The sequence below is a fragment of the Mesorhizobium sp. L-8-3 genome (assembly GCF_016756615.1).
In the GTDB taxonomy this organism is placed as follows: Bacteria; Pseudomonadota; Alphaproteobacteria; order Rhizobiales; family Rhizobiaceae.
Genome location: NZ_AP023262.1, coordinates 2,174,988 through 2,197,106, shown reverse-complemented (window position 1 = coordinate 2,197,106; position 22,119 = coordinate 2,174,988). Strand labels below are relative to the sequence as shown.

The following is a 22,119-nucleotide window of genomic DNA, read 5'->3' as shown; positions in this document are numbered from 1 at the left end:
TGCCGCTTGCAGCCTGACTCGGCGCACGCCTGCTTCCCGAAACCGCGTCACACTTTCGGCAGATATGCTCTAGGCTTTCAGTTGGGCTTAAGTTTGACGGGTGCCGCCGGTTCCACGCCGCCCCGGTCATCACTAAAATTTGTCCTCTTCGGTGGGAACCAGGATCTCGCGCTTGCCAGCGTGGTTTGCCGGCCCGACGATACCCTCCTTTTCCATCCGCTCGATGATCGAGGCGGCACGGTTATAGCCGATGCCGAGCCGGCGCTGGATGTAGCTCGTCGAGGCCTTTCCGTCGCGCAGCACGACGGCCACGGCCTGATCGTAGGGGTCGTCCGAATCGTCCAGATTGCCGCCGCCCGATCCGCCGCTACCGCCTGAACGCCCGGCCGGCTCGTCGTCCTCTTCGCCGTCGTCCTCGGTTATGGCGTCGAGATATTCCGGCACTCCCTGCAGCTTGAGATGCGCCACCACCTTCTCGACCTCGTCGTCGGAGACGAAAGGCCCGTGCACGCGCTGGATGCGCCCGCCGCCGGCCATGTAGAGCATGTCGCCCATGCCGAGCAGCTGTTCGGCGCCCTGCTCGCCGAGGATGGTGCGGCTGTCGATCTTGGACGTCACCTGGAAGGAGATGCGGGTCGGGAAGTTGGCCTTGATCGTGCCGGTGATGACGTCGACCGAGGGGCGCTGCGTGGCCATGATGACGTGGATGCCGGCAGCGCGCGCCATCTGCGCCAGGCGCTGCACGGCGCCTTCGATGTCCTTGCCGGCCACCATCATCAGGTCGGCCATCTCGTCGATGATGACGACGATAAAGGGCATCGGCGCGAGATCGAGATCCTCGGTCTCGTAGATCGCCTCGCCGGTCTCGCGGTCGAAGCCGGTCTGCACGGTGCGCGAGATCGTCTCGCCCTTCTGCGCCGCCGCCGCGACGCGCGCGTTGAAGCCGTCGATGTTGCGCACGCCCACCTTGGACATCTTGCGGTAGCGGTCCTCCATTTCCCGTACGGTCCATTTCAGCGCGACGACCGCCTTCTTGGGATCGGTGACGACGGGGGTCAGCAGATGCGGGACGCCGTCATAGACGGAAAGCTCCAGCATTTTCGGGTCGATCATGATCAGGCGGCAGTCCTGCGGCGTCATGCGGTAGAGCAGCGACAGGATCATGGTGTTGATGGCGACCGACTTGCCCGAGCCGGTGGTGCCGGCCACCAGCACATGTGGCATCTTGGCGATGTCGGCGATGACGGCCTCGCCATTGATGGTCTTGCCGAGCGCCAGGGCAAGCTTCGCCTTGGTCTGCTCGAAGTCGCGGCTGGCCAGCAGTTCGCGCAGATAGACGGTCTCGCGCTTGGCGTTCGGCAACTCGATGCCGATGGCATTGCGGCCGGGCACCACGGCCACACGGCAGGCGATCGCGCTCATCGAACGGGCGATGTCGTCGGCGAGGCCGATCACACGCGACGACTTGATGCCGGGCGCCGGTTCCAACTCGTAGAGCGTGACGACGGGGCCGGGACGAACATGGATGATCTCGCCCTTGACACCGAAATCCTCCAGCACGCCTTCCAGCAGCCGCGCATTCTGCTCCAGCGCGTCCTTCGACAGGCTGGGATCGCGGACGACGCTTTTCGGCTCCGACAGGAAGTGCAGCGACGGCATCTCGAAATGCCCGGAGCTTATCAGCGAGGTCTGGGCCTCGCGCTGCACGCGCGCGCCCTGCTGGGGACGCGGCGCCGGACTGTCGACCCGAACCCCGGCGGCGCGAGGGATCTCGGCTCCTGCGGCCTGCCGGCGGGCAGGCTGCGGCGAGAAATCATCCTCGTCGTCGAAATCGTCGTCACTGTCGAAGACCGGCTCCCGCGGACCCGTTGGTTCGCGTGACATCGAGAACTCCGGTTCGATGCGATGGCCCGCCGCAACACCCCGGCGCGGCGCCTGCAATTCGAAATCGTCGCCCTCCCCGGTCCGGCCCCGGGCCTGGCGCGAAGAACCACCGAAACCGTCGCTGCCGTGGCCCGGCAAGTGCCTGCGCAAAAAGGCGCGGGCCGAGAGCCACCAATGGGTGACGGCGCCGAGCGCCAGGATACCCTCGTCCTCGTCGTCATCGTCCTCGTCGAGCACGGCTTCGGCTGTGCGCACCGGCTCGCCCTCGGCGAGCACGGCGCCGAGGCCGCCCGGCCTGTGGAGCAGGCCGGAGCCGAAAGCGAAGAGCCATAGCGCAGGCAATGCGATGACGGCCCCGACGCCGATCGACAGGATACCGCGCGGATAGGTGCCGGTCACCGAGGCCGGTATTTTCAGCACCATGTCGCCGAACACCCCGCCGAGCCCCGTCGGCAGAGGCCAGGTCGGGGGCGGTGTCAGGCAGCCGGCGATCGCCGCGAACAGGATCGAGGCACCGAACCATGCCAAGGCCCGTCGCGGCATACGATCGACGCCGCGCGCCGACACCAGGAAAGCGCCCCAGATCACCGCCGGCACCAGGGCTGCGACGGAAGCGAGGCCGTAGAACTGCATGGCGATGTCGGCCAGGACCGCGCCGGGATAGCCCATGGCATTGGTGACCGGGTTGGCGGTGGCATGGCTGAAGCTCGGATCGGCGACATTCCATGTACCCAGCGCCGCCAGCGCGAAGGCAACGAAACCGAACAGCGCGAGGCCCGCCGCGCGCCAGATCTGGCGGCGCGCGAAGGCTTGCAGCCCTCGGCCTTGTCCAGCCAGCGATAGTGGCGCTGAAAGCTCTGAGCGCATGCCTGAACCCCCGGTCTTGGCAGGGACCACCGGCAGGCCGGTCATGTCCCGAGAATCGCGGACCAGACTATCGGCGGGAAGGTTAAGGCTGCATTAACCATGCGCTTTTTTGAACCGCATGTGCCGCAGGGCTTTGAGAGCAGCGCGCTACCACTACGTTCTCGCCCCTTCAGGCGGGTTTGTGCGAAGCGATTGGCCGCCTGCAGTAAGGCCCGGTCATAGACCTGTGCCGTCGTTCTCTTTCCGGAGTGCCCGGCAACCTTGGCCGCGTCGTCGGTAGAGGCATCGGCAGCGCCTCCTACCGTAATCCCGGACGCCCGCAGATCTCGCGCCCGCGAGAGTCGGCAGGCGCTGGCGTAGCCATTTTTCTGCGATTTCCTTGCTTACGATCGCTTCCGCGATCTGCCGGTCGCTCGCCAACATGGGCAGATCATCCAGGGTGACGTTCAGGCCGGCGTGCTTCATCCCGCCCCTTGAGATTTTCGCGCCTCTTCACTGGTCGGCGCCTGAAATCCCTTTTGAGCTCAAGATGAAGGGCAGACTACCGAACGGTCATCGTGCGCGGTAAGTCCGACAGAACCTCGATGCCGGTATGAGTAACGATCACAGTCTCCGACGCTCCGACCGTAAAGTTTCCATAGCTGCGCAAGGTGGCGGGCAGATGAAAAACCATGCCCGGTTCAAGCAGCCGGGTCACATGCGAAAACAGCGACAGAATCGCCCCTTCGCCCCAGTCGGGCGCGAAGGCGGCGCCCATCGAATAGCCGATCCGCTTGCGGAAGGCGCTCGAATAGCCGGCGGCATCAATGACCGCCTGGGCCGCCTCGTGTGGCCGGGCACAAGGAATACCAGGTCGCATCGCGGCAAGCGCCGCCTCCAGCGCTCGTAGCGTCGTATCCATCATGCGCGTTGCCTCCGCCGGCGGTTCCCCTATCCAGACGCTGCGCATAAGTGCTGCGTGATAGCGGTCGTGGCTGGCGGCAAGCTCGAGAAAGACAGCATCGCCGTGCTCGATGCGCCGCCGCCGCCACGTGGCATGGGGTACGCCGGAACGAGGCCCCGAGGATACCAAAGGCTCCATCGCCATCGCCTCCGACCCCGCGACAATCGCCGCTGCCGTCATTGCAGCGGTGACATCATTTTCGTTGACCCCGGCGCGGCACATCTCTAGGGCAGCAGCCATGCCGGTCTGGGCGTAGGTCGCCGCCCGGCGGATGGCCGCGAGTTCGGCAGGCGACTTGACGGCCCGCAGATCCTCCACGATACCCGATCCGTCATGGATCCGGACTTCTTTCAGCGCGGCGGCGATGCGCGCTCCGAGCGACAGACTTACGAACCAGCCATTGCGTTCGACGGCCAGGCTTTTCAGCCCGAGTTCAGCCACAAGCCGGCCGAGCGCGGCGGCCGGGTCTTCGCCGTCCTGCCAGGCGCGGATGTCGGACAGCCAAGTCGACGCCCGAGCACCGGTGGTCTCAAGCTGGCGCACCAGCAGAACCGGCTCGCCCGAGGCAGGCACGATCAACGCCTGGAAGGCAAAATAGCCGGCCGTCTGACGCCCCGTGGCCCAGAAGATGTTCTCCGGTCCGGTCAGCAGCAGCGCATCGGTTCCGAGCGGCGCGAGCGCGGCACGGATACGCTCGATCCGTCCCGCGAACTCTTCGCCGGGGAAAACGGCGTCCATGCCGCGCAGCGGATCTTGCTCTTGCATGCGCAGGTCGTCGAGCATCGGGCGTCTTTCAGCGACTGGACAGCGAGCCGAGCGTTCGCGTCCGCATGTTATCGAAATGGAGCGACATGGCCGCGCGGGCGGCTGCGGGATTGCCGTCGACAATGGCGTCGATGACGGCGATATGCTCCTTCGCCTGATCCGCGAAATTGTCATGCGTGCGGATGATCGTGCTGCGCCGGATTATGGCCCGCTGCTCGGCCAGCAGTTCAGGCAGCAACTCCATCCGGGCGGCAAGGGCAACGCCAAGGTGAAACAACTCGTCATCGCGCCAGAAGTCGTCGAAGGTGGCCCTGCTGTCGCCAAGGTAACGCGTCATGGCCTCGCGCACTTCAAGAAGCGCCGGTGTCGGTCCGAACTCGGCGGCGCGCGCTGCGGCGGATCGTTCGAGGATCTGGCGAAGCTGGACGATTTCGAGCAGTTGTTCGATCGTGACCGCACGCACCAGCAAGGCCCCGTTCGCCAGCCGATCGATCACGTTTTCTCGCTCCAGTCGGGACATGGCCGATCGCAGCGGCGTGCGTGAAATGCCGAGCCTGTCGGCGAGATCACGTTCCGACAGAATGGTGTTCGGCGCGATCCGGCCCGTAGCGATGTCGTCCTTGATGCTTTGATAGGCGTTTTGGGAAAGTGTTTGCGAGCTCATGGTGTCGCAAGCTCCAGCACCGCAGCGTGCACTGCCTCCACTGCCCGCGCCAGATCGTGCTGATCCATGCCCTCCTCAGGACAGTGGCTGCCGTTCCAGTTGCGGATGAAGACCATGACGCTGTCCCATCCCGCAGTGGTGAAGGCGGCTGCGTCGTGCCCGCCGCCTGACAGCATACGGCGCGGATTGTCGCCCAGCCGTGCGGCCCCGCCGGCCACCCAGTCGGCCATTTCGCCTGAAAGGCGGGCCGGCAGACTGCGGCTTTGAACGCCAAGGTCGAAACGGATGCCCGGACGTTCGCTCTCGATCCGGGCGATCTCGGCCCGCAGCTTGCGGTCGGCTGCCTCAAGCGCATCCGGGTCGGCGGAGCGGAGATCGAGACAGAAACCCAGTTCTCCTGCCACCTTTGCCATGGCATGGGCGGGGCTGGCGGCATCGACCTTGCCGAAAGTCACCGTCAGGTCGATACCGTCGGCAAGCATTTGCGCCCATATCCGGTCCATCGCCATGACCAGATCGGAAAACGCCACCACCGCATCGGCGCGGCCCTCGCGTGGTGCTGCGCCCGAATGGGCCCAGGCACCATGCACCCTGGCTGTGCGATAGCGCAGTCCGCCCCGGATCGCGGTGACCACGGCATAAGCTTCCCTCGCATCATGCAGCGTCGGTCCCTGCTCGATATGAAACTCGAGAAATTTCGCCGGAGCGGGCGGGACGGCCCGCATCAGCGCTTCGGGATCATACCCCTGTTCGCGCATGTGATCGGCCAGGCTGCGGCCGGTATCGACGCGTCTGGCCTGAAGATCGGCGCGCTCTAGCCGCCCGAGAGCCGCGCGCGAGCCGATATAGGAGACCGGAAACCACACACTTTCTTCGGCGCGGGTAACGGTGACGACGATATCCATCGGCGGGGTTGCGCCGCCCGCGCGCAGCGCCGCGACCAGCGCCAGCGCCCCGGCCACGCCGGCCTGCCCGTCATAGGCGCCGCCCTGGCTGACGGTATCGAGATGCGAGCCGGTGTAGAGTGCCGTGGCGGCCGGATCGCTTCCCTTCATGCGGGCGAAGAGATTGCCCGCCGCGTCGCGGCTGACGGCCAGACCGAGAGCGCGGGCCTCGTCCTCGATAACCGCATGGGCCTGACTCTCCAGGTCGCTGTAGGACGGGCGTGTCCAGCCCGGCCCGTCTTCGGAGAGCGCATTCACCCGCGACAGGACGCGGGCAATGGTGTCGCGAACGACCTGGGAAGTGCTGTCCGCTGCGACCTTGCTTGCGGCTGTGCCGTTCATGCGAAAGCGCCCCCCCAGGCTCCGGGATTCAATGTAGTCGCAGGCATCCGCCCAGAAAGGGCGGACACGACATGCCCCGCCGCCGCCTCGGCGACCCGGCGCAGCGCATCGTCCGAAGTCCCACCGAGATGGGGCGTGAAAACGACGTTCTCGAATCCCGCCAGTGGACCTTGCGATGCGTGAGTGGAATAGACGTCGAGCCCTGCCCCGCCAAGATGGCCCGATGCGATCGAGGCCAGCAGCGCTTCCTCATCCACCAGCCCGGCGCGGGCAACATTGACAAGGATCGCTCCCGGCTTCATCGCGGCGAAGGCAGCAGCGTCCATCAGGTTGCGGGTCTCCTCGCGCAGCGGCGTGTGCAGGGAAACCAGATCAGCCTCGGCAAGGCCGGCAGCAAGGCTAGACGCGCGGGCATAGCCGCCCGTCTCGGGCGCGCGGGGAGAGTGAACCAGAACGCGCATCCCGAAAGCCTGGTCGAGCATTCGTCCGAAATCGCGCCCGATAGCACCCCAGCCAAGGATAAGCGCTGTCTTGCCGGAAAGCTCGGTGAAGCTGGCGGACTCGCGAAAACCCTTGCGACTATCGCGCGCGGCACGGTCCGCTGCGGGAATCCGGCGCGCCACGGCGATCGCAAGCCCGAGCGCCAGTTCGGCGACCGAGCGGGCGTTGGCGCCCGGAGTATTGGCTACCACGACGCCGGCCCGCGCGGCTGCGGCCTTGTCGACCGGGTCATGGCCGGTTCCGTGCACCACCACCACGCGCAGCCGGTCGCCTGCCTCAAAAGCGCGCGCATCCAGTCCGGCATCGCGCGTGATGACCGCCTCGCAGCCCGCAATATGGAGCGCGACGGTTGCCATGTCGGGAGCCGGACAGAAAACCGGTTCGATCCCGTTCTGCCGGAGCTTCGAGAGGCCGGCTTCGTGAATCGGCTGGATGACAAGACACTTCATTTCGTTTCTGCTGTCGTGTCCTGCGGTTGGCCTGGAAGCTCCCGCAAACGGCCAAGCACTGCGTCGCGCGCATTCTCGAGATGGCGTCGCATCGCCGTTTCGACTGCATCGGCCTCACCGGAACGGACGGCGTCCAGGATCACGAGATGTTCGGCACAGCCTTTCAGAAAGCGGTCCGGCACCTGGGTATGGTCGAAGACGCAGGTACGGCGGCGCAGAGCCGCAACGGTCGAAGCGATGGTCCGATTACCCGCCTCCTGCGCCAGCAAAGCGTGGAAATCATCGTCGGTTTGCCAATGCAGATCATCGATCTCCGGACCGGCCGCCATCAATTTCCTGATGCGCGCCTCCATCGCATCGACCTGAGCCGGCGGCAGCCGCACGGCGGAACGAGCGGTGAATGGCTCCAGTTCAAGGCGAAGGAAGAAAATCTCCTCGATCTCCGCAGCGGCCAGGCTGCGCACGCGCGTGAACCGGCCTTCGGCCGCGGCCAGCCCCTCGCTCTCGATCCGCTTGATCGCTTCGCGGACGGGCGTGCGCGACATGCCGAGCACTTCGCCCAGCGCGGCCTCCTGAAGGGCGTCGCCGGATTTGAGAGCACCCTCGAAGATCATGCCGATGATCCGCCTGTGTGCTTCTCGTGCCAGATTATACGAGCCGCTCATGTCAACCTCCCCCCTGCTGCGACCACACGGGATGTAGGATTTCTTCGGCTGCAAAGATACCGATCAGATCGCATGAGAGAAGATATTCGGAATGCAGATCGCCTTCAGGCTTGGCGACCAGATCCGCGAGCACCGCACGCATATTGCGTTGATGCGCCAACAAGAGTTCCTCTCCCTCGTCGCGGGTTATGATGGCGAAACGCAGCGTGCTGCCTACCGGCATCTGTGCCAGCCGCGCCAGATCGACCGACGCGATGGTGGCAATCTTCGGATAACCGCCGGTCGTCTGGCTTTCCGCGAGAAGAACCAGCGGGAGACCCGAACCGGGCACCTGAACCGAGCCCGGCACTGTGCCGTCGGAGACGATGTCGTGTCCGCCCATTGCCGGCAGTTCGACACCTCCGAGCACCATGGCCATCCGGTCCCGCTGCGGTGTGACGGTGAACTCCTCCTCCGTCAGCCGTGCAATGATCTCAGGCGCGAAGTAATCCTGTTGCGGGCCGAGGATCAGACGAATGGGTCCCTTGCCGCAAGGAATGCTCGCCCCCTGAAGCGGGCTCGCGGGCCGCAGGCATGGACCATCGACGTCATCGAGGCCGAGCGGGAGTATGTCGCCCGTACGCAGGGCACGCCCCTCGATCCCGCCGAGACCGCTGCGCAGATGAGTGGAGCGCGACCCCAGTACGACAGGTGAAGCGATGCCCCCCGAAATGGCCATGTAACCCCAGACCACGCCCTGGGGCACGCCTATGGACAGGGTTTCGCCGGGCAACAGGCGATGACTTTCGCCGGCAGCGACGATCCGGTTGTCGACACGGATGTCGCAGGGTCCGCCTGTGACGGCAAAGCGCAGTGCGCGCGTCGTGCGAAAGCGGCCGCCCGGACCTGCAAATTCCAGAGCCGCCGCTCCGATGTCATTGCCGCAAAGCGCATTGGCCAGCGCCATGGCCGCCGCATCGATCGGGCCGGCGGCCGACACGCCGAGATGACGAAAACCGAAGCGGCCGGCGTCCTGTATGGTCAGCATCGGCCCGGCGGAGAGGACTTCGATGCTCATTGCGCCAGTCCTCCCGTGGTCTCCGGGACAACGATCATTTCGCCCGCGGCGGAGCGCGCGATAAGATCGCGGCTTTCCTCCTCGCCTATGGGGCGGAAGCGGATGCGATCCCCGGCGCGGAACAGGAACGGCTCAGCCCGCTCGGGATCAAATGACTTCACCGGCGTCCAGCCGATAAAACGCCATCCCGACGGGCCAGCCACGGAGTTGATATTGCCCTGCTGGCCGCCTATGCCGATGGCGCCTGCCGGAATGTTCTGCCGGGGCTTCAGCAGGCGCGGCGTATGGAGGATTTCCGGAAGGCCGCCGAGATAGGCAAAACCGGGCGCGAAACCGATCATGTAAATGCGGTATTCCGCACCGGAATGCAGCGCGATAACCTCCTCGGACGACAGGCCCTTCGTCGCGGCCAGTTCGTCAAGGTCCTGCCCGACCTCACCGCCATAAAGGCAAGGCACGATCCACAAGCGTCCTTGGTCTGACACATTGGCAGGATGTTCAAAGGCTTGGAGCAGCCGTTGTTCCAGATCGCCGCCCCTGATCTGCCCAGGATTGTAACGCACGAGCAGCGAGCGATAGGTAGGCACGATCTCCAGCACCCCGGGCAGCGCGCGGGCCGTCAACTCGTCCGCCAATGCAATGACGCACGCATTTGCTTCGGCGTCGATCTTGTCGCCGATCTGCAGCACGAGCGCGGCATCACCGCAGGGAAGAATGGTCGGGGTCATCGGTATTCACAGTATCAGTTCCGTTTGGAGCAGCGACCCTGGGGCCGCCGCGCATCGGTTTGCCGGTCCGCTCTCACTGTCCCCGCACCGTCTGGGGCAGGAACCCGATTATTCCGGGAAAGAGCGCCATGATGAACACAAAGGCCGCCATGATGAAGAAGAACGGCATGGTGGCCCGGGTGATCCGCCCCATGCTGTCGCCTGTCAGGCGCTGGATCACGGTCAGGTTGAAGCCGACCGGCGGCGTGATCTGCGCCATCTCGACAACGATCACGATGAATATGCCGAACCAGATCTTGTCATAGCCCGCCGACAGAGCCAGCGGCAACGTGATCGGCAGGGTCATGACAATGATGCCGAGCCCCTCCATGACCATGCCGAGCAGGACGTAGAAGACCAGCAGCACGACAACCAGCATAAGCGGCGGCATGCCCCAGCTCTGGATTCCGGTGGCGATGAAGCGCGGCACGCCCAGATAGCCGATGACGGTCGACAGGAACATGGCGCCGATCATGATCAGGCCGATCATGGCGCAGCTTTCCGCAGCCTGGCGTGCGGCAATCATCACACCTTTCAGATCCAAAGTACGCTGCGCGAAGCCGATCGCCATCGAAGCGGCCACGCCCACGGCGGCAGCCTCGGTCGGCGAGGCGATGCCGCCATACATGGAGCCCATCACACCCAGGATGAGCAGGATGAGCGGCCCCAGATCCTTGAGTGCGACGAGCTTCTCCCACAATGTCGTGGGGTCCGGCGGCTCGCCAACCAGCGATGGATTGAGCCAGGCGCGGATGCCGAGATAGCCCATATAGGAGGCCGCCAGCAGGACACCCGGCACAATGCCGGCGATGAAGAGACGCAGGATCGATTCCTCCGCCATCACCCCATAGATGATCATGATGGTGGAAGGCGGGATCAGGAAGCCCAGCGTTCCTGCCCCGGCTAGGCTGCCAGTGACCAGATCGCGATTGTAGCCCCGGCCGATCAGTTCCTTGGCGGTGATGCGTCCGACCGTGACGGTCGTCGCAGCCGACGATCCGCAGACCGAGGCAAACAGCGTGCAGCCCATTACCGTCAGGTGGCTCAACCGGCCGGGCACGCGCCGAAGCCAGGGCGAGAGGCCCGTGAAAAGCGCTTCGGAAATCCTGGTTCGGAACAGGATCTCGGCCATGAGAATGAACAGCGGCAATGCCAGCAGCTCGGGCGATACGACCGTGTTCCAGGTCTGCTGAGCAATCAGCTTCAGCGACGGCATGTTCGGCCGGAAAAATTCCAGCAGGCCGACGCCAGTGCCGATCAGACCCAGGCCGATCCACAGGCCCGAGCCCAGAAGCAGCGTCATCAGACCGAGAAGGGTGGCAATGATTTTTCCCATCCTCGCGCCCCTTATTCCAGGCCCGGACCGGTCGCGAGCGCTTCGCCGCACATCAGCCTCAGGAACTGCGCCAGACATTGCAAGGTCAGAAGCACGGCGCCGATGGCGAGCACGGCCTGGGGATAGATCAGCGGTACGCGGAAGGCAGTCGCTGCGGTCGAGCCGCGCATTCCCGACAGCCAGGCCATGTCGATCAGCGCCCAGCTCAGCGTCACGCAGATCGCGAAGCCCACCAGACAGGCGAATACCTCAAGCGCACGGGCAACAGCGGGAGGAAGCGTCTCGAGAAGCGCCGTGACGCGAACGTGGCTGCCGCCTTTCATCGCGGCGGCGCTGGAGAGCAGAAAGCAGGCACCCATCAGATAACCTGCAAGATCCCACGAGAAATGAAGGGAGATACCGAGGAGGTTCCGGGCGACGATCTCGCCGCCGATGAGGATGAGAATGCAGAGCAGGCTCAGCGCGCCGGTGATGCTGCCCAGATCGGTCAACCGGTCGATCATCGCGATCAGACCATGAAACCGAGGAGAAGAGGAAGATGTCATAACAATAATCCGACCGATAGGCGGCCGCTTGCGTCAACGGCAAGCGACCGGGTTTCGTCCCGGCTGACCCCAAGCCAGCCGGTTTCGGCGAAACAGCCTCAGTCTCTGGCCGTGAGATAGGCGTCGATTATCGGCGCGGCGTCAGGTACGCGCTTCTTGAACTCGTCCCACAACGGCATCGCCTTTTCCATCAGGGCCGCATTCAGCTCCGACGAAGGCGCCGTCACGTCGATGCCATGCTCCTTCAGCATCGCGATCTTCTTGGCATCCTCGGCGCGGCTGTTGAGCCAGAACTGGCCTTCCATCCGCTCGGCAACCGCTTCGATCTTCTTCTGGGTCTCCAGCGGTAACTCGTTCCAGGCGTCGAGGTTGACGGAAACCATATTGGAGGAAGCCTGCCAGTTGAAAGTGCTCATGTTCTTGGTGAATTCCCAGAATGCACCGTCAACGCCGGAGGAGGACGACGTCGTAACGCCCTTGATGGTTCCGGCTGCGAGCGAGGGAACGACCTCGCCCCATGGCATCTGGATCGGCGTGGCTCCAAGTGCCTCGAAGAAGGACGTGCCATTCGCATCCACGACACGAATGGTCAGGCCCTTCATGTCGTCGAGTGTATCGATCTTGTCAGGCGAATAGACCGCCTGACCCGGCCACGGCACCATGTAGAGAACCTTCTGGTTCATGCTGGCCGCGACTTCCTCCAGCTTGGGCCGATAGAATTTGTGCAGGAGCGCAAGCTCAGGCATCGTCGGCGCGAGGAAAGGCAGCGTCTCAACGCCCAGCACCGGAGCCTCACCGACCTGCTGGTTCAGCAGGATATCGGCGATCGGCACGAGCCCGTCACGCACGGCTGCCATGCCTTCCGGGCCCTTGATGCCAAGCGCGCCGCCGGAATGCACGGTGATGACAACCTCGCCGTCGGTCGCTTCCTTGACGCGCTCGGCGAAAGCCATGGCGTTCTGGGTGTGAAAGTTCCCCTCGGGCCAGACGACGGACATGTCCCAGGCTGTTTCGGCGAATGCAGCCGTTGTCGAGATTGCGAACGCGCAGGCAGCGGTGAAAGTAGCAAGTTTTCCCATTTTCATCATGTTCCCTTTGATGTTGCCAGTGGTTGCCAATGTTCTTGTAATTTCGGTACACCACCTGTATCCATTATAAGGCCATCATAATCCCGCCTGTCAATCCGTTGCGGGGAAATGACCTCGGAAAATATGCTAACAAGTTGTAATCAAAAGGCATTCGCTCGAAGGAGGCGGGAATGACCAGAAGAATCGACCTTAACTGCGACATGGGAGAAAGCTTCGGCGCCTATTCGATTGGTGACGATGCCGCGATGCTGAAACTCGTCACGACGGCCAATGTCGCCTGCGGTTTTCATGCCGGCGACCCGGTCGTGATGCGCCGGACGATTCGCATGGCCAAGGAGAACGGGGTGGCCGTTGGCGCGCATCCATCCTTCGCCGATCTCTATGGCTTCGGACGTCGCCGCATCTCTGGCGAGCGGCCGGAGGACCTTGAAACCCAGCTCATTTTCCAGATCGTCGCCATGCAGGGCATGTGCGCGCTGGAAGGCCACCCGATGACCCATGTGAAGACACATGGCGCGCTCGGCAACATGGCGGCGGTCGATCCCGAACTTGCCGCACTCTGTGTCAGTGCGATCCGCGCAGTCGATCCCGGCCTGACTTTCATTACCTTGCCCTATTCCGAGACCTACCGCGCCGCCGAGAAGGCGGGGCTGCCCGTGGCCTGCGAGATCTATGCCGACCGCAGTTACACGGATGAGGGGGAACTGACCCCGCGCGGCCAGCCGGGCGCGGTCATCCACGATCCGAGGCAAAGTCTCGATCAGGTGCTGGAGATGGTGCTCAACGGCCGCATCCCGACGACCGGCGGCAAGACGCTGCCGGTCGAGCCTGAAACGCTTTGCGTCCATGGCGATACGCCTGGCGCGACCGAAATCGCGCGCGCCCTGCGGGCCGCGCTGGAGGACAACGGCGTCGAGATCGCGCCCTTTGCAAAAGCCTGAAGGATAAGGACGTGACAAGGATCATCTACATCAACGGCGAGTGGTTGCCGGAGTCCGAAGCCAAGGTCTCGGTTTTCGACCGCGGTTTTCTCATGGCCGACGGTATCTACGAAGTGACCTGCGTGCTCGACGGCAAGCTGGTCGACTATGCCGGCCATGCGGCACGCCTGCAGCGCTCGGCACGCGAACTGGGCATGGTTCTGCCGCTGGACGAGGACGGCCTGCTTGCGGTGCACCGAGAGATCGTGGCGCGCAACGGCATGGATCAGGGAATGATCTATCTCCAGTTGACGCGCGGCGTCGCCGACCGCGATTTCGCCTATCCGCCGGCCGGCACGCCGCCGACTCTGGTACTGTTCACCCAGGCGAAGAACGTGCTGGAGAACCGCGCCGCTGAAGAGGGCATCGCGGTTGCGCTTCTGCCCGACCTGCGCTGGGGCCGGCGCGACATCAAGACGATCCAGCTTCTCTATCCCTGCATGGCCAAGATGGAGGCCAAGGAACGTGGCGCGGACGATGCCTGGCTCGTCGAAGACGGGCATGTCACCGAATCCAGCGCGGCGACATCCCATATCGTCACGGCCGACGATGTCCTGGTCACACGCGATCTTTCACATGCGCTTTTGCCGGGCATCACCCGCGCCTCTGTGCTCGAGCTTGCAGCCGAGCACGGCATCCGCGTTGAGGAACGCCCCTTCACACCAGCCGAGGCAGTGGCGGCGCGCGAGGCCTTCATCACTTCCGCAACCAACTTCGTGGTGCCGGTGGTCCGCATCGACGGCGCAGTCATCGGCGGCGGAAAGCCGGGCGCACTCACACGTGACCTGCGCCGCTACTACATCGAAACGCGCCGCGCCGCGGCGATCTGAGGGGAGAAGACATGGCTCGGAAAATCGATCGTGAAACCAGCGGCGTCTACATCATCGCCGCGACGCCGTTCACCGATCACGGAGCGGTGGATCACGAAAGCCTGCGCCGCCTGGTCGATTTCTATGTCGGACACGGCGTCACCGGCATGACGATCCTCGGCATGATGGGCGAAGCCAACAAGATGACGCCGGAAGAACGCCGCGCCGTCATCGACACGGTCTCCAAGCGCGCCGGCGATGTGCCGGTTGTCGTCGGCGTCTCGGATGCGGGGCTCGGCAATCTCGCCGATCTAGGCCGCTACGCGATGGATCACGGCGCGGCCGGCGTGATGGTCGCTCCCAATGCGGGCCCGGCTCGCGAGGACCGAATCGAAGCCTATTTCCATGCGGTCTGTGATGCGCTCGGCGCAGACGTGCCGGTGGTGTTCCAGGACTTCCCGCTTTCGACCAACCTGCCGGTATCGCCCGGCCTGATCCGGCGCCTTTCGGCAGCCCGTGCACAGATCGTCATGCTCAAGCATGAGGATTGGCCGGGTTTGACCAAAATCACGCAGTTGCGCGAGCAGGAGCAAACGCCTGGCGTGGCGCGGCTGTCGATCCTCGTCGGCAATGGCGGGCTCTATCTGCCGCAGGAATTGCAGCGCGGAGCAGACGGCGCGATGACCGGATTCGCCTTTCCCGAGGCGCTGGTGAAGACGGTGGCGCTGCATCGCGCCGGCAAGGCAGACGAAGCCGAGGATCTGTTTGACCGCTACCTTCCGATCCTGCGTCACGAGCAGCAGCCCGGATTCGGTCTCGCGGTGCGCAAATATATACTGATGCGGCGCGGCGCGATCGCCTCGGCCGCGACCCGCGCGCCGGGACCGAAGCTTTCGGCAGTTGACATTGCTGAAGTCGAAAGGCTGATGGCGCGGCTGGAAATCCGGCTGGCCTGACTTACTCCGCGGACTCGCCGCCGCAAATATCGACGAAGGCCCGCACGGCCGCGATCCGCGCGCCGGACCGGTTCCAGAGAACGCCGGTCTGGCGCACGCCGCCTTTTGGCAGATGGCGCTTCTGCAATTTCAGGCCCTCCGGCCATGGCGGCGCCCAGTCCGGCACGATGGCTACGCCAAGCCCGCGGCTCACAAGTGCCGCGATCGCGTCGAGCGCATCGAGTTCCAGCCATTCCCGCACGCTCAGCGAATGCTCGCGCAGGTATCGATCGACGATCTGTCCGCCCCACTGGTTGCGGTCATAGCGGATGAAGGGATGGTGCGCGATCACCGCGTGGAGATCGCCCAGTTCCGTCTTCTCGGGCGCGATCAGCACCAGAGGTTCTTCCCGGAGCGTCAGCCAGCCGGTCGATTTCGGGATCGGGAACTGCGGCTGCACGATCACGGCAGCGTCGAGTTCCCCCGCCAGAACACCGTGATAGAGATCGACCGATGAATCCGGCCGGATGAAATATTCGATCCTCGGATGGCGCGCCCTCAACCGCGAGATGATATCGGGCAAAAGCCCTGTCAGCGATGTCGCGGTCGCACCGAGCCGGAGCAGACCGGCTGGCTCGTCATTGGCTGCAATGGCGCGCAGGTCGCGCGCACTCTCGATCAGGTTGCGGGCATGTCGCAGCACTGCCAGGCCCGCGGCGGTCGGGCGCACCGTGCGCCCTACGCGTGTCACAAGCGAATGACCGAGATCCTGTTCCAGCGTGCGCAGACGCTGCGCCAATGCGGCGGGCGTCACGTTCAGCCGGCGCGCCGCCTCGGCGATTGAGCCATAATCCGCGACCGTGACGAAACTTTCGAGAAAACGAATGTCCATAAGATAGTTTTTCTATCTTCTAAAACTACAAAAGACCAGATTTTGTCGTTTCTTTTCGGCGCATAAAGTCGCCGCCGCGACGGACGCCGGTCCGCCCATACACGCCTTTCCCCGAGGAACCGGAATGTCGATCGAAGCCAAATTCAAGAAGCTGGGCACGGACAATGCGCCCGGCCAGGAAGTCCGACAACAGACATCGGACATCGAAAGCCTGCTGCGCGGCGCGGCGATCGAAGGGCGTCCGGTCGATTTCTCGCATGGCGACGTTGACGCACATGAGCCGACGCCCGGCTCCTTCGAATTGTTTTCGGCCGGCGTCGCGCTCGGAGGCGCGCAGGCCTATACCGAATATCGCGGCGACATCGGCATTCGCGAACTGGTCGCCGGGCGGTTAGCCGCCTTCACCGGCGCGCCTGTCGATGGCCGCGACGGCATGATCATCACGCCCGGCACGCAAGGCGCGTTGTTCCTCGCCGTGGCGGCAACCGTGTCACGCGGCGACAAGGTCGCCATCGTTCAGCCGGATTACTTCGCCAATCGCAAGCTTGTTGAGTTCTTCGAGGGCGAGATGCTCCCGGTCCAACTCGACTATGTGAGCGCTGATGAAAGCCGCGCCGGGCTCGACCTCAGCGGGCTCGAAGACGCCTTCAAGGCGGGGGCGAAGGTCTTCCTCTTCTCCAACCCGAACAATCCAGCAGGCGTTGTCTACTCCGCCGAGGAAGTCAGGCAGATCGCGGCGCTGGCCGGTAAATACGGCGCGACCGTCATCGCCGACCAGCTCTATTCGCGCCTGCACTATACGCGCGTCACCTACACGCATCTGCGCGCGCAGGCGATCAACGCGGAAAACGTCGTCACCATCATGGGGCCGTCCAAGACGGAATCGCTCTCCGGCTACCGCCTCGGCGTGGCCTTCGGGTCGAAATCCGTCATCGCTCGCATGGAAAAATTGCAGGCCATCGTCAGCCTGCGCGCGGCAGGCTATTCGCAGGCGGTTCTGCGGAGTTGGTTCGACGAGCCGGAAGGCTGGATGGACGACCGCATCCGCCAGCATCAGGCCATCCGCGACGATCTGCTCAAGGTCCTGCGTGGCATCGAGGGGGCTTTCGCCCGCGCACCGCAGGCCGGCAGCTATCTCTTCCCGCGCCTTCCCGCGCTTTCCGTCTCCCACGCCGATTTCGTGAAGATCCTCCGCCTCCAAGCCGGCGTGATCGTAACGCCGGGAACCGAATTCAGCCCGCATACCGGCGACAGCGTGCGGCTGAACTTTTCGCAGGATCATCTGGCCGCCGTTGCGGCGGTGGAGCGTCTGGCCTCGCTGGTCGAAAGGTATCGCGCATGAGCGCCTCTCTGCATGGCCAGCCCGTGCCGCAGGGCGACTATATTCCCGCCAAACGGCACGGCGGTCTGATCTTCACCTCGGGCATGACGCCGCGCCGGAACGGCAAACTGATGTTCACGGGTCCGGTGCGCGCCGACGTGTCGGTCGAGGATTATCGCGACGCGGTGGTTCTGGCCTGCGCCAACGCGCTTGCCGCCGCCCGCGGCATGCTCGGCGAGGGTGAGCACATCGCCGCGATCCTCAGCCTTACCGTCTATTTCGCGGCCGAGCCAGGCTTCATCGCTCATTCGAAGCTTGCGGATTTCGCCTCGCAGCATCTCCGCTCCGAGCTGGGACCGGAGGGCATCGGCAGCCGTGCCGCCGTCGGTGTCACGACACTTCCCGGCAATGCGCCGGTCGAAATCCAGTTGATCGCCGCAATCTGATGCGGCCCACTCCTAGGGAAGCATGAGAACGACATGACCTCCAATTCGGCGCCACGCCTCTCCTCGCGTCTTCAGGCAGTTCAGCCTTCGCCCACCATCGCCATGACCCGGCTCGCAGCCGAACTGCGCGGCCAGGGCAAGGAGATCATCGGTCTGTCGCAGGGCGAACCCGATTTCGATACGCCGGAGCATATCCAGGTGGCGGGACAGGCAGCGATCGCAGCGGGGAAGACCCGCTACACCGATGTCGACGGCACGCCCGAGCTGAAGCAGGCAGTGGCCGCGAAATTCCTGCGGGAGAACAGCCTGAGCTACGGGCTCGACCAGGTCAGCGTCGGTACCGGCGGCAAGCAGGTGCTCTACAACGCGCTGCTGGCCACGCTGGACGAGGGCGACGAGGTGATCGTCCCAGCGCCCTACTGGGTTTCCTATCCGGACATGGTGCGTCTTGCTGGCGGCGTGCCTGTCACCGTGCCCTGTCCCGAGGAAGACAATTTCCTGCTGACGGCGAAGGCGCTGCGCGCCGCGATAACGCGGCGCACCAAATGGCTGATCCTCAATTCACCGTCGAACCCGACCGGCGCCGGTTATTCGGCCGCGCATCTCAAGTCACTGGCCGAGGTGCTGCTGGAATTCCCCCGCATCCTCGTCATGACCGACGACATGTACGAGCATATCCGCTATGACGGATGGGAATTCGCGACCATTGCCGCCGTCGAGCCCCAGCTCATGAACCGCACTCTGACCTGCAACGGCGTGTCGAAGGCCTATTCAATGACGGGCTGGCGCATCGGCTTTGCCGGCGGCCCGGCAGATATCATCAAGGCCATGGCCACCTTGCAGTCGCAAAGCACCTCGAACCCGAGTTCAGTGAGCCAGGCAGCGGCGGTCGCGGCGCTGAACGGGCCGATGGATTTCCTGTCCGCCCGCAACGAAACCTTCCGCCAGCGGCGTGACCTCTGCCTCGAGGCTTTCAATTCCATTGAGGGGTTGAGCTGCATCAAGCCGGTCGGGGCTTTCTATCTCTTCCCCTCCTGCGCCGGGATGATCGGCCGCAAGCGCCCGGACGGAAAGATCATCGCGACCGATACGGATTTCGTCATGTGGCTGCTTGAGGAAGCCGGCGTCGCCGCCGTGCCCGGCAGCGCTTTCGGGCTTGCTCCCTATTTCCGCATCTCCTTCGCCACGGCGACCGAGAAGCTGGAAGCGGCCTGCACCCGCATCAGGTCGGCTTGCGACAGGCTGTCGTGAGATCGAGCCGCCCCAAACCCGACGACACTGACAAGGAACGGATTAGGTGATGGATCTTGGAATCAGGGGAAAGACGGCATTGGTTCTGGGCGCGGGCGGCGGCCTCGGCGGCGCCATCGCGCAGGCGCTCGCGCGCGAAGGCGTCAAGGTCGCACTCGGCGACATAGATCTCGCGGCGGCAGAGGCCACGGCAACGGTGATCCGTGCTCAGGGTGGCGTTGCACTCGCCCTTGAATGGGACCTCGGCGACCTTGCCGTGATCGAGCCGAACGTTGCCCGGATCGAGGCGGAGCTTGGAGACGTGGACATTCTCGTCAACAACACGGGCGGGCCGAAGCCCTCCACTGTGTCGGGCCAGGACGCCGCTCTGTGGCGGCAGAGCTTCGAGGCCATGGTCCTGTCCGTGATTGCGATCACCGACCGGGTGCTGCCCGGCATGCGTGAGCGTAAATGGGGACGCATCATCACCTCCACTTCCTCGGGCGTGGTCGCGCCGATCCCCAATCTCGGCCTTTCCAATTCGCTGCGCGTTGCGCTTGTGGGCTGGTCCAAGACGCTCGCGCGCGAGGTGGGCCGCGACGGTATCACAGCCAACATCATCCTGCCGGGCCGCATCGCCACGTCGCGCATCACCTTCCTGGACAAGCAGAAAGCCGAACGCGAAAACCGCAGCGTTGCGGAAGTGGCCGCCGAGAGCGTCGCCGCCATCCCCGTCGGGCGCTATGGCCAGTCCGAAGAATATGCCGACGCCGTCACCTTCCTTGCCAGCACGCGCGCGGCCTATATCACCGGCAGCACCGTGCGCGTGGATGGCGGCCTGATCGCCAGCATCTGATACCGAATTCCCGAGGAGACATTCATGACCGTCGATACAAACAATGATCAGGCACTCATCGAGGCCTTGTCCAAGGTAACCACGGCGACCCTGACCACGGTGCTGCTCAAGAAGGGCCTGCGCAATGTCTGGCTGCGGGGCGCGGCACCGCTCAACCCCGGCCAGCCGCGTATCGTCGGCCGCGCCTTTACGCTGCGCTTCGTGCCCGCGCGCGAGGATCTGGCAACGCCGGCGAGCTGGTCCTCGCCGATCTCGACCCGCGCCGCGATCGAAGCCATGCCCGAGGGCTGCGTCGCCGTGGTCGATGCGATGGGCGTCACCGACGCAGGCATCTTCGGCGACATCCTTTGCGCGCGCATGCGGAAGCGCGGCGTGGCCGCGCTGGTGACCGACGGTGTCGTGCGCGACGTGGCGGGCGTGCGCGCCACCGGCCTGCCGGTCTGGTGCAGCGGTGTCGCTGCTCCGCCTTCGGTGGCGGGCCTCACCTTCGTCAACTGGCAAGAGCCGATCGGCTGCGGCGGCGTGGCCGTCTTCCCCGGCGACATGATCGTGATCGACGATGACGGCGCGGTGCTGATCCCCGCCGGCCTGGTCGAAGCGGTGACCGAAGAGTCCATCGAGCAGGAACGGCTGGAAGGCTGGATCATGAGCCGGGTGGACGAAGGCGTGGCGCTACCAGGTCTTTATCCGCCGAACGAGGAGAACAAGGCGCGCTACGCCGCCTTCAAGGCCCAGGTTAGGTAGCGATCCAGCTCAAACGTCCCCGCAGGATCGAAGGTCGTTCGATTATTGTTCTTTGAGCGCAACTTCTGCGTCGCGCTCGAGAATGAGACTCATGACCTCCGCGACTTCCTTGAGCAAACGACGGATTTCATCGTGTGTGAGCACTTCGACGTGGTCGGCGGCATCCATCACGTTGACCAGGAGATCGACGCCGCGTTGATGAAGTTGCATGGCACCTCTCCATCGCAATCACGATATTCGGACGGAATACTCACACCATTCCTGACGCCCGACAAGCGCATGGATGCTTGAGTTCTGGAGGACGCCGGCTGGTCGGAGGGGTAGCGCTGACGATAGCGGCTCCGTCGCTCAAGGAGCCCGGAACCAGAAGCGTCACAGCCGGTTGACTCGATCGAAACCGGAGTACTGGCGATGCCCGACAAGACTGCCTACGAACTCGGCGCTCGCAAACTCATGGCCGCGAGTGGTCCTGACCCGCGAGACGATTTTTCTCAGGAAGCCGCGGAAAACCGCAAGCCGCGGCTTAGCCGCCGTCGGGGCACAAGGCGCACCCTCCTCGCGACACCAGAGAGGCGCCGTCGCCTAGCCCGGATGGCGCGTCCAAGACGGCGAAGCCGCCGCTCAAATCCAAAGCCGCTGCCTGAGGTGCCAGCCAAGGTGCTCCGGCTGACGATCCCTGGAGCGTGTCGCCACGCGACGAGGTCGAGAAGTCCCTCAAAGGCGCCGTGGGCGACGCGTTCAGGCGGCACGGCAATTGTCCTGTTGCCCGATCGGTCGAGCAATCGATCGCGGAGCCCCTTTGCACGGATCATCGGGAAGACGGGAAAGCGATTGCCCGGAAGCGGCCAGCCGCAAGCCGGCCCCTTGGTCATGCGCGCCGCCATTGCACCGTTATGGTCTCGCGGCTCGCCCACCTTCCAAAGTCGCCTACCGGAGAGTCGACTGCTCCGATTGGCGGAGGATACCTGATCATAAGGGGTAGGCCTTAAGCTTCCGCTAGGTCACGCTGAATTCACGCTGCCGACCTAGTCTCTGTCTCACGACCTGCTGTCCTCCCCAACCCGGCAGGTCGTGAAGGCCGCCCGGGAT

General features: G+C 64.5%; 21 protein-coding genes. 8 read left to right on the top strand and 13 right to left on the bottom strand.

Annotated features, from left to right (window positions below; translation table 11 throughout):
* Positions 1-132: 132 nt before the first annotated feature.
* The 11 genes from JN302_RS10390 to JN302_RS10340 all read right to left on the bottom strand — a co-directional run bounded on the left by JN302_RS10390 (position 133) and on the right by JN302_RS10340 (position 12,808).
* A complete protein-coding gene (locus tag JN302_RS10390) occupies positions 133-2,751 on the bottom strand; it encodes an FtsK/SpoIIIE family DNA translocase (protein ID WP_202332800.1) in 2,619 nt (872 codons plus the stop codon).
* 541 nt (positions 2,752-3,292) lie between these two features.
* Positions 3,293-4,459 carry a M24 family metallopeptidase gene (locus tag JN302_RS10385; protein WP_202334249.1) on the bottom strand — a complete coding sequence of 389 codons (1,167 nt, stop codon included), beginning with the start codon at positions 4,457-4,459 and terminating at the stop codon, positions 3,293-3,295.
* A gap of 28 nt (positions 4,460-4,487) precedes the next feature.
* A complete protein-coding gene (locus JN302_RS10380; protein WP_202332799.1) occupies positions 4,488-5,123 on the bottom strand; it encodes a GntR family transcriptional regulator in 636 nt (211 codons plus the stop codon).
* Positions 5,120-6,409 carry a hydantoinase/carbamoylase family amidase gene (locus tag JN302_RS10375; RefSeq protein WP_202332798.1) on the bottom strand — a complete coding sequence of 430 codons (1,290 nt, stop codon included), beginning with the start codon at positions 6,407-6,409 and terminating at the stop codon, positions 5,120-5,122. Before JN302_RS10375 ends, JN302_RS10380 begins: the two co-directional genes overlap by 4 nt.
* Positions 6,406-7,359 carry a hydroxyacid dehydrogenase gene (locus JN302_RS10370; protein WP_202332797.1) on the bottom strand — a complete coding sequence of 318 codons (954 nt, stop codon included), beginning with the start codon at positions 7,357-7,359 and terminating at the stop codon, positions 6,406-6,408. Before JN302_RS10370 ends, JN302_RS10375 begins: the two co-directional genes overlap by 4 nt.
* Positions 7,356-8,078 (bottom strand): GntR family transcriptional regulator, encoded by a 723-nt coding sequence (locus JN302_RS10365; RefSeq protein ID WP_244846279.1) that lies wholly within the window; start codon positions 8,076-8,078, stop codon positions 7,356-7,358. The genes JN302_RS10370 and JN302_RS10365 overlap by 4 nt, the downstream gene beginning before the upstream one ends.
* Positions 8,026-9,081 (bottom strand): 5-oxoprolinase subunit C family protein, encoded by a 1,056-nt coding sequence (locus JN302_RS10360; RefSeq protein WP_202311912.1) that lies wholly within the window; start codon positions 9,079-9,081, stop codon positions 8,026-8,028. The genes JN302_RS10365 and JN302_RS10360 overlap by 53 nt, the downstream gene beginning before the upstream one ends.
* Complete coding sequence (gene pxpB / locus JN302_RS10355; RefSeq protein ID WP_202311910.1) at positions 9,078-9,809, bottom strand: 5-oxoprolinase subunit PxpB; 732 nt, start codon at positions 9,807-9,809, stop codon at positions 9,078-9,080. The genes JN302_RS10360 and pxpB overlap by 4 nt, the downstream gene beginning before the upstream one ends.
* Before the next feature lie 73 nt (positions 9,810-9,882).
* Complete coding sequence (locus JN302_RS10350) at positions 9,883-11,184, bottom strand: TRAP transporter large permease (protein WP_202332796.1); 1,302 nt, start codon at positions 11,182-11,184, stop codon at positions 9,883-9,885.
* Between the two features lie 11 nt (positions 11,185-11,195).
* Positions 11,196-11,687 carry a TRAP transporter small permease subunit gene (locus JN302_RS10345; RefSeq protein ID WP_244846278.1) on the bottom strand — a complete coding sequence of 164 codons (492 nt, stop codon included), beginning with the start codon at positions 11,685-11,687 and terminating at the stop codon, positions 11,196-11,198.
* Positions 11,688-11,827: 140 nt separating this feature from the next.
* The gene (locus JN302_RS10340; RefSeq protein ID WP_202332794.1) at positions 11,828-12,808 is read right to left on the bottom strand and encodes a TRAP transporter substrate-binding protein; all 981 of its coding nucleotides are present in this window, start codon (positions 12,806-12,808) and stop codon (positions 11,828-11,830) included.
* 179 nt (positions 12,809-12,987) lie between these two features.
* Between JN302_RS10340 and JN302_RS10335 the strand changes: the two genes are divergently transcribed.
* From JN302_RS10335 to JN302_RS10325, 3 genes are read left to right on the top strand one after another with little or no spacing between them, the layout of a single operon-like run.
* The gene (locus tag JN302_RS10335; protein ID WP_202311902.1) at positions 12,988-13,758 is read left to right on the top strand and encodes a LamB/YcsF family protein; all 771 of its coding nucleotides are present in this window, start codon (positions 12,988-12,990) and stop codon (positions 13,756-13,758) included.
* A gap of 11 nt (positions 13,759-13,769) precedes the next feature.
* Positions 13,770-14,627: a D-amino-acid transaminase gene (locus JN302_RS10330; protein ID WP_202311901.1), complete on the top strand. Its 858-nt coding sequence runs from the start codon at positions 13,770-13,772 to the stop codon at positions 14,625-14,627.
* A gap of 11 nt (positions 14,628-14,638) precedes the next feature.
* Positions 14,639-15,562: a dihydrodipicolinate synthase family protein gene (locus tag JN302_RS10325; protein WP_202311900.1), complete on the top strand. Its 924-nt coding sequence runs from the start codon at positions 14,639-14,641 to the stop codon at positions 15,560-15,562.
* 1 nt (position 15,563) lies between these two features.
* On the opposite strand, the gene JN302_RS10320 is transcribed toward JN302_RS10325, so the two are convergent.
* On the bottom strand, positions 15,564-16,433 hold the full coding sequence (locus tag JN302_RS10320) for a LysR substrate-binding domain-containing protein (protein WP_202332793.1): 870 nt from the start codon (positions 16,431-16,433) through the stop codon (positions 15,564-15,566).
* 124 nt (positions 16,434-16,557) lie between these two features.
* Here JN302_RS10320 and JN302_RS10315 point away from each other — a divergent pair, with 124 nt between their 5' ends.
* The 5 genes from JN302_RS10315 to JN302_RS10295 are packed head-to-tail and all read left to right on the top strand — an operon-like array spanning position 16,558 to position 21,030.
* Entirely contained in the window at positions 16,558-17,775 is a 1,218-nt protein-coding gene (locus tag JN302_RS10315) for a pyridoxal phosphate-dependent aminotransferase (protein ID WP_202332792.1), read from the top strand.
* A complete protein-coding gene (locus JN302_RS10310; RefSeq protein ID WP_202311897.1) occupies positions 17,772-18,200 on the top strand; it encodes a RidA family protein in 429 nt (142 codons plus the stop codon). Before JN302_RS10315 ends, JN302_RS10310 begins: the two co-directional genes overlap by 4 nt.
* 33 nt (positions 18,201-18,233) lie before the next feature.
* On the top strand, positions 18,234-19,451 hold the full coding sequence (locus JN302_RS10305) for a pyridoxal phosphate-dependent aminotransferase (protein WP_202332791.1): 1,218 nt from the start codon (positions 18,234-18,236) through the stop codon (positions 19,449-19,451).
* A 49-nt stretch (positions 19,452-19,500) separates the two neighbouring features.
* Positions 19,501-20,286, top strand: a complete 786-nt coding sequence (locus JN302_RS10300; RefSeq protein WP_202334247.1) for an SDR family oxidoreductase — start codon at positions 19,501-19,503, stop codon at positions 20,284-20,286.
* Between the two features lie 24 nt (positions 20,287-20,310).
* The gene (locus tag JN302_RS10295; protein WP_202332790.1) at positions 20,311-21,030 is read left to right on the top strand and encodes a ribonuclease activity regulator RraA; all 720 of its coding nucleotides are present in this window, start codon (positions 20,311-20,313) and stop codon (positions 21,028-21,030) included.
* Positions 21,031-21,072: 42 nt separating this feature from the next.
* Here the strand turns inward: JN302_RS10295 and JN302_RS10290 are convergent, their stop codons facing one another.
* Complete coding sequence (locus JN302_RS10290; protein ID WP_202311891.1) at positions 21,073-21,240, bottom strand: hypothetical protein; 168 nt, start codon at positions 21,238-21,240, stop codon at positions 21,073-21,075.
* Positions 21,241-22,119: the final 879 nt, after the last annotated feature.

Coding starts and splice junctions, on each gene's coding strand:
- JN302_RS10390 (WP_202332800.1), bottom strand. CDS start 2,751: ATGCGCTCAGAGCTTTCAGCGCCACTATCGCTGGCTGGACAAGGCCGA.
- JN302_RS10385 (WP_202334249.1), bottom strand. CDS start 4,459: ATGCAAGAGCAAGATCCGCTGCGCGGCATGGACGCCGTTTTCCCCGGC.
- JN302_RS10380 (WP_202332799.1), bottom strand. CDS start 5,123: ATGAGCTCGCAAACACTTTCCCAAAACGCCTATCAAAGCATCAAGGAC.
- JN302_RS10375 (WP_202332798.1), bottom strand. CDS start 6,409: ATGAACGGCACAGCCGCAAGCAAGGTCGCAGCGGACAGCACTTCCCAG.
- JN302_RS10370 (WP_202332797.1), bottom strand. CDS start 7,359: ATGAAGTGTCTTGTCATCCAGCCGATTCACGAAGCCGGCCTCTCGAAG.
- JN302_RS10360 (WP_202311912.1), bottom strand. CDS start 9,081: ATGAGCATCGAAGTCCTCTCCGCCGGGCCGATGCTGACCATACAGGAC.
- pxpB (WP_202311910.1), bottom strand. CDS start 9,809: ATGACCCCGACCATTCTTCCCTGCGGTGATGCCGCGCTCGTGCTGCAG.
- JN302_RS10350 (WP_202332796.1), bottom strand. CDS start 11,184: ATGGGAAAAATCATTGCCACCCTTCTCGGTCTGATGACGCTGCTTCTG.
- JN302_RS10345 (WP_244846278.1), bottom strand. CDS start 11,687: ATGATCGACCGGTTGACCGATCTGGGCAGCATCACCGGCGCGCTGAGC.
- JN302_RS10340 (WP_202332794.1), bottom strand. CDS start 12,808: ATGGGAAAACTTGCTACTTTCACCGCTGCCTGCGCGTTCGCAATCTCG.
- JN302_RS10335 (WP_202311902.1), top strand. CDS start 12,988: ATGACCAGAAGAATCGACCTTAACTGCGACATGGGAGAAAGCTTCGGC.
- JN302_RS10325 (WP_202311900.1), top strand. CDS start 14,639: ATGGCTCGGAAAATCGATCGTGAAACCAGCGGCGTCTACATCATCGCC.
- JN302_RS10320 (WP_202332793.1), bottom strand. CDS start 16,433: ATGGACATTCGTTTTCTCGAAAGTTTCGTCACGGTCGCGGATTATGGC.
- JN302_RS10315 (WP_202332792.1), top strand. CDS start 16,558: ATGTCGATCGAAGCCAAATTCAAGAAGCTGGGCACGGACAATGCGCCC.
- JN302_RS10310 (WP_202311897.1), top strand. CDS start 17,772: ATGAGCGCCTCTCTGCATGGCCAGCCCGTGCCGCAGGGCGACTATATT.
- JN302_RS10305 (WP_202332791.1), top strand. CDS start 18,234: ATGACCTCCAATTCGGCGCCACGCCTCTCCTCGCGTCTTCAGGCAGTT.
- JN302_RS10300 (WP_202334247.1), top strand. CDS start 19,501: ATGGATCTTGGAATCAGGGGAAAGACGGCATTGGTTCTGGGCGCGGGC.
- JN302_RS10295 (WP_202332790.1), top strand. CDS start 20,311: ATGACCGTCGATACAAACAATGATCAGGCACTCATCGAGGCCTTGTCC.
- JN302_RS10290 (WP_202311891.1), bottom strand. CDS start 21,240: ATGCAACTTCATCAACGCGGCGTCGATCTCCTGGTCAACGTGATGGAT.